The sequence below is a fragment of the Micromonospora sp. BL1 genome (genome assembly GCF_003667485.1).
Taxonomy (GTDB): domain Bacteria; phylum Actinomycetota; class Actinomycetes; order Mycobacteriales; family Micromonosporaceae; genus Micromonospora; species Micromonospora tulbaghiae.
Genome location: NZ_RCVK01000219.1, coordinates 1 through 8,409, shown reverse-complemented (window position 1 = coordinate 8,409; position 8,409 = coordinate 1). Strand labels below are relative to the sequence as shown.

7 protein-coding genes are annotated in these 8,409 nt (G+C 71.1%); 2 read left to right on the top strand and 5 right to left on the bottom strand.

Features of this window, described 5'->3' with window-relative positions; genetic code table 11:
* Positions 1–328: 328 nt before the first annotated feature.
* From EAD96_RS12645 to EAD96_RS12625, 5 genes are all read right to left on the bottom strand, one after another.
* Entirely contained in the window at positions 329–1,357 is a 1,029-nt protein-coding gene (locus EAD96_RS12645; protein ID WP_120573182.1) for an ABC transporter ATP-binding protein, read from the bottom strand.
* Positions 1,341–2,378 carry an ABC transporter ATP-binding protein gene (locus EAD96_RS12640; RefSeq protein ID WP_013473622.1) on the bottom strand — a complete coding sequence of 346 codons (1,038 nt, stop codon included), beginning with the start codon at positions 2,376–2,378 and terminating at the stop codon, positions 1,341–1,343. The genes EAD96_RS12645 and EAD96_RS12640 overlap by 17 nt, the downstream gene beginning before the upstream one ends.
* A 65-nt stretch (positions 2,379–2,443) precedes the next feature.
* Complete coding sequence (locus EAD96_RS12635; RefSeq protein ID WP_120573183.1) at positions 2,444–3,400, bottom strand: ABC transporter permease; 957 nt, start codon at positions 3,398–3,400, stop codon at positions 2,444–2,446.
* Positions 3,401–3,418: 18 nt separating this feature from the next.
* A complete protein-coding gene (locus tag EAD96_RS12630; RefSeq protein ID WP_120573184.1) occupies positions 3,419–4,357 on the bottom strand; it encodes an ABC transporter permease in 939 nt (312 codons plus the stop codon).
* 88 nt (positions 4,358–4,445) lie between these two features.
* Complete coding sequence (locus EAD96_RS12625) at positions 4,446–6,044, bottom strand: ABC transporter substrate-binding protein (RefSeq protein ID WP_121684388.1); 1,599 nt, start codon at positions 6,042–6,044, stop codon at positions 4,446–4,448.
* A gap of 391 nt (positions 6,045–6,435) precedes the next feature.
* Between EAD96_RS12625 and EAD96_RS12620 the strand changes: the two genes are divergently transcribed.
* Complete coding sequence (locus EAD96_RS12620) at positions 6,436–7,299, top strand: bifunctional methylenetetrahydrofolate dehydrogenase/methenyltetrahydrofolate cyclohydrolase (protein ID WP_121684387.1); 864 nt, start codon at positions 6,436–6,438, stop codon at positions 7,297–7,299.
* 98 nt (positions 7,300–7,397) lie between these two features.
* On the top strand, positions 7,398–8,348 hold the full coding sequence (gene mdh, locus EAD96_RS12615) for a malate dehydrogenase (protein WP_120573187.1): 951 nt from the start codon (positions 7,398–7,400) through the stop codon (positions 8,346–8,348).
* Positions 8,349–8,409 lie beyond the last annotated feature (61 nt).

The following is an 8,409-nucleotide window of genomic DNA, read 5'->3' as shown; positions in this document are numbered from 1 at the left end:
TGGCCGGCCCGGCCGTGCCGGAACCCGTCGTGGCCGCGCCCCGGCCGCCGGTCGTGCCGCTGCCGCCGCGCGGCCCGCTCGCCGCGCGCGCCCCGCCGGCCGCCTGAGCCGCACCGAACCCGCAGCCCGCACCGGGACGCCGCGCTCGCGCCGCACCGGAACCGCCGCGTCGACCCGGCGGTTCCGCCGCGAGCTGCCGGCCACCGGTACGGCGGCGCGCCTCACGCCGCCGGGTTCCGCCTCGGGTTCGTCCCGGGTCCGCCTTCCGCACGCGTGCCCGCATCGGAGGCCCCGCCCCCTCTTCCTCCGGGGGACGGGGCCTTCGTCGTCACGCCTCGGTGCGCACCTCGGCGAAGTGGCAGGCGCTGGGGTGCGGGTCCGCCGCGCGGGGCACCGCCTGCGGGTCCTGGGTCGCGCAGACCTCCTCGGCCTTCCAGCAGCGGGTCCGGAAGTGGCAGCCGGACGGCGGCTCGGCCGGGCTCGGCACGTCGCCGGTGAGCCGGATGATGGTCCGCCGGTCGCGGGCCTCCGGGTCGGGCACCGGCACCGCCGACAGCAGCGCCTGGGTGTACGGGTGGGTCGCGCGCTGGTAGATCTGCTCCTCGGTGCCGATCTCCACGATCCGGCCCAGGTACATCACCGCCACCCGGTCGGAGATGTGCCGCACCACCGACAGGTCGTGCGCGATGAAGATGTACGACAGCCCCAGCTCGTCCTGGAGCTGTTCCAGCAGGTTGATCACCTGGGCCTGGATCGACACGTCCAGGGCCGACACCGGCTCGTCGCAGACGATGATCTCGGGCCGCAGCGCGAGCGCCCGGGCGATGCCGATGCGTTGCCGCTGGCCGCCGGAGAACTGGTGCGGGTAGCGGTTGACGTGCTCCGGGTTGAGCCCGACCACGTCCAGCAGCTCCTGCACCCGCTGCCGCCGGCTGCGCTTCGGTGCGGCCTCCGGGTGGATCTCGAACGGCTCGCCGATGATGTCGCCGACCGTCATCCGCGGGTTCAGCGAGGTGTACGGGTCCTGCATCACCATCTGCATGTTCCGGCGCAGCCGGCGCAGGTCCGCCCCGGTCGCCCGGAGCAGGTCGCGCCCCTCCAGCGTGACCCGCCCGGCCGTCGGCGTCTCCAGGCGCATGAGCAGCCGGGCCAGCGTGGACTTGCCGCAGCCGGACTCGCCCACCACGCCGAGCGTCTCGCCGCGCCGCAGCTCGAACGAGACGCCGTCGACGGCCTTGACCTGGCCGATGGTCTTCTTGAACAGCACGCCCTGGCTGATCGGGAAGTGCTTGACCAGTTGGTCCACGGCGAGGATCGTCTCGCCGCGCACCTTGGCGGGTTCAGCCGTCGCGGTCATCGTGCACCTCCTGGGCGAAGTGGCACGCGCTGGTCCGCCCGTCGGCGAGCACCAGGTCGTGCGGCACCTCGTCCACACAGACCGGCTGGACGTACGGGCACCGGGGGTGGAACGGGCAGCCGGACGGGATCGCCATCAGGTTCGGCGGCAGCCCGCGGATGCTGGACAGCGCCTGGCCGCGCACGTCCAGGCGCGGGATCGACTCCAGCAACCCCTTCGTGTACGGGTGGGCCGGTGCCCGATACAGCGCGTGCACGTCGGCGTGCTCGACGATCCGGCCCGCGTACATGACCGCGATCCGGTCCGCCACACCCGCGACCACGCCCAGGTCGTGGGTGATCAGGACGAGCGCCATGCCGAGGTCCCGGCGCAGGTCGGCGAGGAGGTCCATGATCTGCGCCTGCACCGTGACGTCCAGCGCGGTGGTGGGCTCGTCGGCGATCAGCACCTTCGGGTCCAGCGCCAGCGCCATGGCGATCATGACGCGTTGCCGCATGCCGCCGGAGAACTGGTGCGGGTAGTCGCCGAGCCGCTTCGCCGCAGCCGGGATCCGGACCAGGTCCATTAGCTCGACGGTGCGCCTGCGCGCGTCGGCGCGCGACATCCCGGCCCGCTCGCGCAGCGACTCGCCGATCTGCCAGCCGACCGGGAAGACCGGGTTCAACGCCGACAACGCGTCCTGGAAGATCATCGCGATCTCGGCGCCGCGTATCTGCCGGCGTTCCTCCTCCGGCCGGGTGAGCAGGTCCCGCCCCTGGTAGAGGATCTGCCCGGCGCGCACGTACGCGGGCGGGGTGTCCAGGATGCCCATGATCGCCTGCGCGGTGACGGACTTGCCGGAGCCGGACTCGCCCAGCACCGCGAGCGTCTCACCGGCGTCCAGGTGGTACGTCACCCCGTTGATCACCCGGGCCACGCCCTCCCGGGTACGGAACTCGACGTGCAGGTCCCGTACCTCGAGCAGGTGCCCGCCGGGCGGCGTGGGTGAGGCCGGCGTGGGCCGGACCGCGTTCTGCGTCATGGCTGTGCCTGCCTTTCGCTCGCGACTGCGGGGCTCGCTGCGCTCACTCCTCGCGCTCGCACGGATCACCGCAGCTTCGGGTCGAAGGCGTCGCGGATCGCGTCGCCGAGCATGATGAAGGCGAGCACGGTCAGGGCGAGGAACGTCGACGGCACGATCAGCGGCGTCGCCGACTCCCGCATGTGCACCCGGCCGGCGTCGATGTCGATGCCCCAGGAGATGGTCGGCGCCTTCAGCCCGATGCCGAGGAAGCTCAGCGTCGCCTCGGCCGCGATGAACGACCCGAGCGCGATGGTGAGCACCACGATGGCCGGGGCGAGCGCGTTCGGCAGGATGTGCCGCCACATGATCCGGCCGTTGCCCGCCCCGAGCATCCGGGCCGCCGCCACGTAGTCCTGCTCCCGGGCGGTGATCACCGAGGAGCGGACCACCCGGGCCGCCGTGGTCCACCCGAGCAGCGCCAGGACGAGGATCACCGCGAACAGCCGTACCGTGTCGCCGCTGGTGCTGACGCGCTTGAGCAGCACGATCGCGGCCAGCAGCAGCGGGATGCCGAGCACGATGTCGATCACCCGGGACAGCACCGCGTCGATCCACCCGCCGAAGTAGCCGGCGAGCATGCCGACGACGAGCGCGATCACACCGGTGATCAGCGCGGAGAGCGCGCCCACGAGCAGCGAGGCGCGGGCGCCGTAGACCGCCCGGGCGAACGTGTCGCAGCCCTGGAAGTCGTACCCGAAGATCGCCCCGCCGGACGGCCCGGCGTGCTGCCGGGAGAGCACGCAGTCGCGCGGGTCGTTGGCGGCGAACAGCCCGGGCGCCACCGCCATCGCGGCGACCAGCACCACCAGGAGCAGGCTGATCCAGAAGACCGGGTTGCGGCGCAGGTCCCGCCAGGCGTCACCGGCCAGGCTGCGGGCCCGGTCCGGCCGCCCGGCCCGGCCCGGCGTGCCCGGCTCGCCGGAGACGCCGCGCCGCGCGGCCTGGTTCTCCGTGGCCGCCACCGTCTCGAAGTCGCTCACTGCGGCACCTCGCTGCGCTCACTCATAGCGGATCCTCGGGTCGAGGACGGCGTAGAGCACGTCCACCACCAGGTTGGACAGCAGGTAGACCACGACGAGCACGCTGACGATGCCGACCACCAGCGGGCCGTCCTCGGTGCGGATGCCGCGGAACAGGTTGAAGCCGACGCCCGGGACGTTGAACACGCCTTCGGTGATGATCGCGCCGCCCATCAGGTTGCCCAGCTCGACGCCGAGGAAGGTGACCACCGGGATGAGCGAGTTGCGCAGCACGTGCACCCCGACGATCCGGCGTCGCCGCAGGCCCTTGGAGCGGGCGGTCCGGACGTAGTCGGCGCGCAGGTTCTCGGTCACCGAGGTACGCGTCAGCCGCAGCGCGGTGGCCAGGGACAGCGAGCCGAGCACGATGCCGGGCAGCAGCAGCGCGTAGAAGGACGGCTGGGCTCCCGCGGTGGGCGGGAAGACCGGCCACCGGACGCCGAGGAAGTACTGGGCCAGCGGGGCCAGCACGATCGTGGGGATGCCGAGCACCAGCAGCGTGAGCACGAGCGTGGCGTGGTCGAACACGCCGGAGCGCCGGATCGCCGCGATCACGCCCGCGGTGACCCCGAAGATCACCGTCACGGCCATCGCGATCACGGCGAGCTTCAGGGTGACCGGCCAGGCGGCGGCGAGGATGTCGCTGATCTGCCGCCCGGTCAGCGACTGTCCGAGGTCGCCCTGGACCAGGCCGCCCAGATAGTCGAAGTAGCGGTAGAAGAAGCCGCCGACGCCCGTCGCGTCCAGGTGGTACTTCTCGGTCAGATAGGCCCGCTGCGCGGCGGTCACCGGCCGCTCCCCGGCGAGGGCCTGGATCGGGTCGCCCTGCCCCGCGAACATCAGCGCGTAGACGATCAGAGTGGTCCCGAAGAAGGCGAGGACCATCTGGAGCAGTCGCCGCAGGATGAACCGGAGCATGCTGGCAAGTCTGCCGAAACCGGGCTAAATGCGTGCCAATGCGAGGGCCGGGCCACCCGTGGGGGTGGCCCGGCCCGTCAGCGGGGTGTCAGGCGCGTTCGATCTTCAGCAGGTCCACCCGGTCGAAGAGGTCCACGTGGACGTTCTTGACCTTGGTCGAGTGGCCGAAGTTGTTCTGCCCGTACCGGAGCGGGATCACCGGCATGTCCTGCGCGAGCAGGTCCTCCGCCGCCTGGTACTTCTTGATCGCCTCGTCCTCGGTCGCCGCGCGGGCGCCCTCGGCGAGCAGCTTGTCGAACTCCGGGTTGCTGTAGCCGTAGTAGTTCGACGAGCCGGTGGTGCTGTACAGCGGGCCGAGGTAGTTCTCCATCGACGGGTAGTCCATGACCCAGCCCATCCGGAACAGGCCGACCGGCTGCTTCTGCTTGAGCTTGGTCAGCAGGTCCGCGAACTTCGGCTCGGCGGTGCCGACGCAGTCCACGCCCAGGTTGGCCTTGAGCTGGTTGCAGGTGGCGTCGATCCAGTCCTTGTGGCCGCCGTCGCCGTTGTAGGACAGCTCGATCTTCTTCGGGCCGCCCGCGGCCTCGTACATGGCCTTGGCCTTGACCGGGTCGAACGCGCCGGCGGTGCCGATGGTGTTCTCCCGGTAACCGGCGACCACCGGCGAGACGAACGAGCGGGCCGGCTGCTGCGAGTCCTTGAAGATGGACTTGGTGATCTCGTCCCGGTCGATCGCCATCGAGATCGCCTTGCGCACCTCGGGCTTGCTGAACTCCTCCTGGAACGTCGGGAAGGCCAGCACCTGCAGCGACGAGGCCGGGCTCTGCTGGAAGCGGTCGCCCAGGTCGGTCGAGGCGGTCGACAGGTTCTCGGTCGGGATCGTCTTGATCACGTCGAGGTTGTCCGACAGCACGTCCGCGTACGCGGCGGTCGGCTGCTGGTAGATGCGGAACTCGACGCCGCCGACCTTGGGCTGCTGGCCCGGGAACGCGTCGTAGCGCTCCACCTCGACCTTGGCGTCGTGCTGCCAGTTGCCCTTCATCTTGAACGGGCCCTGGCCGATCGGCGCCTGCTCGTAGCCCTCGGCGAGCACGCCCGGAGCGGAGAAGGCCGCCTTGGGCAGCGGGTAGAAGGCGGTGTAGCCGAGCATGGACTTGAAGTCCACGTACGGCTGGCTGAGCGTCACGGTGAAGGTCAGGTCGTCGACCTTCTTCAGGCCGCTCATCGTCGTCGCCTTCGGGCTCTCGCCCTGGAGGTCGTCGTAGCCGGCCACCTTCTCGAAGAAGTAGCTGGAGTTCTGGCCGTTCGGCGCGTAGGCGCCGTAGTTCCAGGCGTCGATGTAGTTGTCGGCGGTGACCTTCTCGCCGTTGTGGAACGTGTAGCCGGGCTTCAGCTTGACCGTCCAGACCTTGTTGTCGGACGTCGTCACCGAGTCGGCCGCCACCTCGTGCGGCTTGTTCGCCTCGTCGTAGTCGACGAGCGGGCTGAACAGGGCCGACAGGACCTGGGAGCCGCTCGTCTCGTTGGTGTTGGTGGGCACCAGGTGCTGCGGCTCGGCGATCTCGATCCGCACGGCCGCATCGGAGTCGCCGGCACCGCCGCCGCCACCGCCCGAGCCGCAGGCCGTCAGGCCGAGCGTCACCGCGAGCGGGAGCGCGGCCCAGGCCGCGAGCCTACGAACACGCATGGAGTCTCCTCATCTCCTCACGCTGCGCGGTCGTCCCGGCGCTGGGTGACTCTGCGCAACGAGCGGTAACGGTAGGTCGCGATCCGGCCCGTCGACAACTGGTGCGTGGTCAACTGATGACGGATCGTGTCCGGCGAGCCTTGTCGCTGCCGCTCGTGGGTGCTAGAACTCGCCCGTGCCGGGCGTTTTGTTCGCCGTCGGTGGGCGGTTCAGGTCGGGGTCGGAGGCATCTGAGGCGCCTGGGCCGTCTGCCCGATCCCTGCCTCCCCGGGTGCGCCCGGGCCGCCGCGTCCCAGTGACTGATCACCCTCCGTGACTTAAGGCACGTTGCGCAGCGTGATCGTCGGCCGTCGTCGTCCGGGTCCGCCCGGGGCCGTGAGACGATCACGACGTGACGGCGACGATCCTGGACGGCAAGGCCACCGCGGCGGAGATCAAGGACGAGCTAGGAGCCCGGGTCAAGGCGCTCGCGGAACGCGGCATCACTCCCGGCCTCGGCACGGTGCTGGTCGGGGAGGACCCCGGCTCCCAGGCGTACGTCAACGGCAAGCACCGCGACTGCGCCGAGGTCGGTATCGCCTCGCTGCGGGTCACGCTGCCCGCCGACGCCACCCAGGAGCAGCTCGACGCGGCGCTCGCCGAACTGAACGCCGACCCGGCCTGTCACGGCTACATCGTCCAGCTCCCGCTCCCCGGGCACCTCGACACCCAGCGCGCGCTGGAGTCGATCGACCCGGACAAGGACGCCGACGGGCTGCACCCGGTCAACCTGGGCCGGCTCGTCCTCGGGTACGACGCGCCGCTGCCCTGCACCCCGCGCGGCATCGTGGAGCTGCTGCGCCGGCACGACGTGCCGCTGCGCGGCGCGAACGTGGCAGTGGTCGGCCGGGGCAACACGGTCGGCCGCCCGCTGGGCCTGCTGCTGACCCGGCGCAGCGAGAACGCCACAGTGACGCTCTGCCACACCGGCACGCTCGACCTGGCCGCGCACACCCGCGCCGCCGACGTCGTCATCGTCGCCGCCGGGGTGCCCGGGCTGCTCACCGCCGACATGATCAACCCGGGTGCGACGGTGGTGGACGTCGGCATCACGCGGGTCATCGGCGAGGACGGCAAGGGCCGCTACACCGGCGACGTGGACCCGGAGGTGGCCGAGGTCGCCGGCAAGCTCGTGCCGATGCCCGGCGGCGTCGGCCCGATGACCCGGGCGATGCTGCTGACGAACGTGGTCGAACGGGCCGAGCGGGCGGGCTGACACCCACCCAGGTCATAACCGTCCGCCCCTGACCCGATCGGTGCCAGGATGGCTGATACGGTCCGGAAAACCGACTGGTATCAGGGAGTGGGACGACCATGGGTAAGAAGGTCACTGTCGTCGGCGCCGGATTCTACGGCTCCACCACCGCACAGCGCCTGGCCGAGTACGACGTCTTCGACACCGTCGTCATCACCGACATCGTGGAGGGCAAGCCGGCGGGTCTCGCGCTCGACCTCAACCAGTCCCGCGCGGTCGAGGGCTTCGAGACCAAGGTCGTCGGCGTCACCACCGGCCCGAACGGCGAGGGCTACGACGCCATCGAGGGCTCGGACGTCGTCGTCATCACCGCCGGCCTGCCGCGCAAGCCGGGCATGAGCCGGATGGACCTGCTGGAGACCAACGCCAAGATCGTCCGGCAGGTCTCCGAGAACGTCGCCAAGTACGCCCCGAACGCCGTCGTCATCGTGGTGTCGAACCCGCTCGACGAGATGACCGCGCTGGCCCAGCTCGCCACCCAGTTCCCCAAGAACCGGGTGCTCGGCCAGGCCGGCATGCTGGACACCGCCCGCTTCACCAACTTCGTCGCCGAGGCGCTGAGCGTGCCGGTGAAGTCGGTACGGACCCTGACGCTCGGCTCGCACGGCGACACGATGGTCCCGGTGCCGTCGAAGAGCACCGTGAACGGCAAGCCGCTGCGTGACGTCATGCCGGCCGAGCAGATCGAGGAGCTGGTCGTCAAGACCCGCAACGGTGGCGCCGAGGTCGTCGCGCTGCTCAAGACCGGTTCCGCGTACTACGCCCCGTCCGCCGCCGCGGCCCGGATGGCGAAGGCCGTGGCCGAGGACTCCGGCGCGGTCATGCCGGTGTGCGCCTGGGTCGACGGCGAGTACGGCATCTCCGGCGTCTACCTGGGTGTCGAGGCCGAGATCGGCGCCGAGGGCGTGAAGCGGGTCGTCGAGACCGACCTGGACGCCGACGAGCTGGCCGCGCTGAAGGAGGCCGCCGAGGCCGTCCGCGCCAAGCAGGGCGACGTCGCCAGCATGTGACGCCCGACCACCGCACAGAAGGCCCGCCGGCACGCGCCGGCGGGCCTTCTGCCGTCCCACC

Excerpts from the sequence above, each read along its gene's own strand:
- EAD96_RS12640 (WP_013473622.1), bottom strand. The coding sequence starts at position 2,378 with ATGACGCAGAACGCGGTCCGGCCCACGCCGGCCTCACCCACGCCGCCC.
- mdh (WP_120573187.1), top strand. The coding sequence starts at position 7,398 with ATGGGTAAGAAGGTCACTGTCGTCGGCGCCGGATTCTACGGCTCCACC.
- EAD96_RS12630 (WP_120573184.1), bottom strand. The coding sequence starts at position 4,357 with ATGCTCCGGTTCATCCTGCGGCGACTGCTCCAGATGGTCCTCGCCTTC.
- EAD96_RS12625 (WP_121684388.1), bottom strand. The coding sequence starts at position 6,044 with ATGCGTGTTCGTAGGCTCGCGGCCTGGGCCGCGCTCCCGCTCGCGGTG.
- EAD96_RS12645 (WP_120573182.1), bottom strand. The coding sequence starts at position 1,357 with ATGACCGCGACGGCTGAACCCGCCAAGGTGCGCGGCGAGACGATCCTC.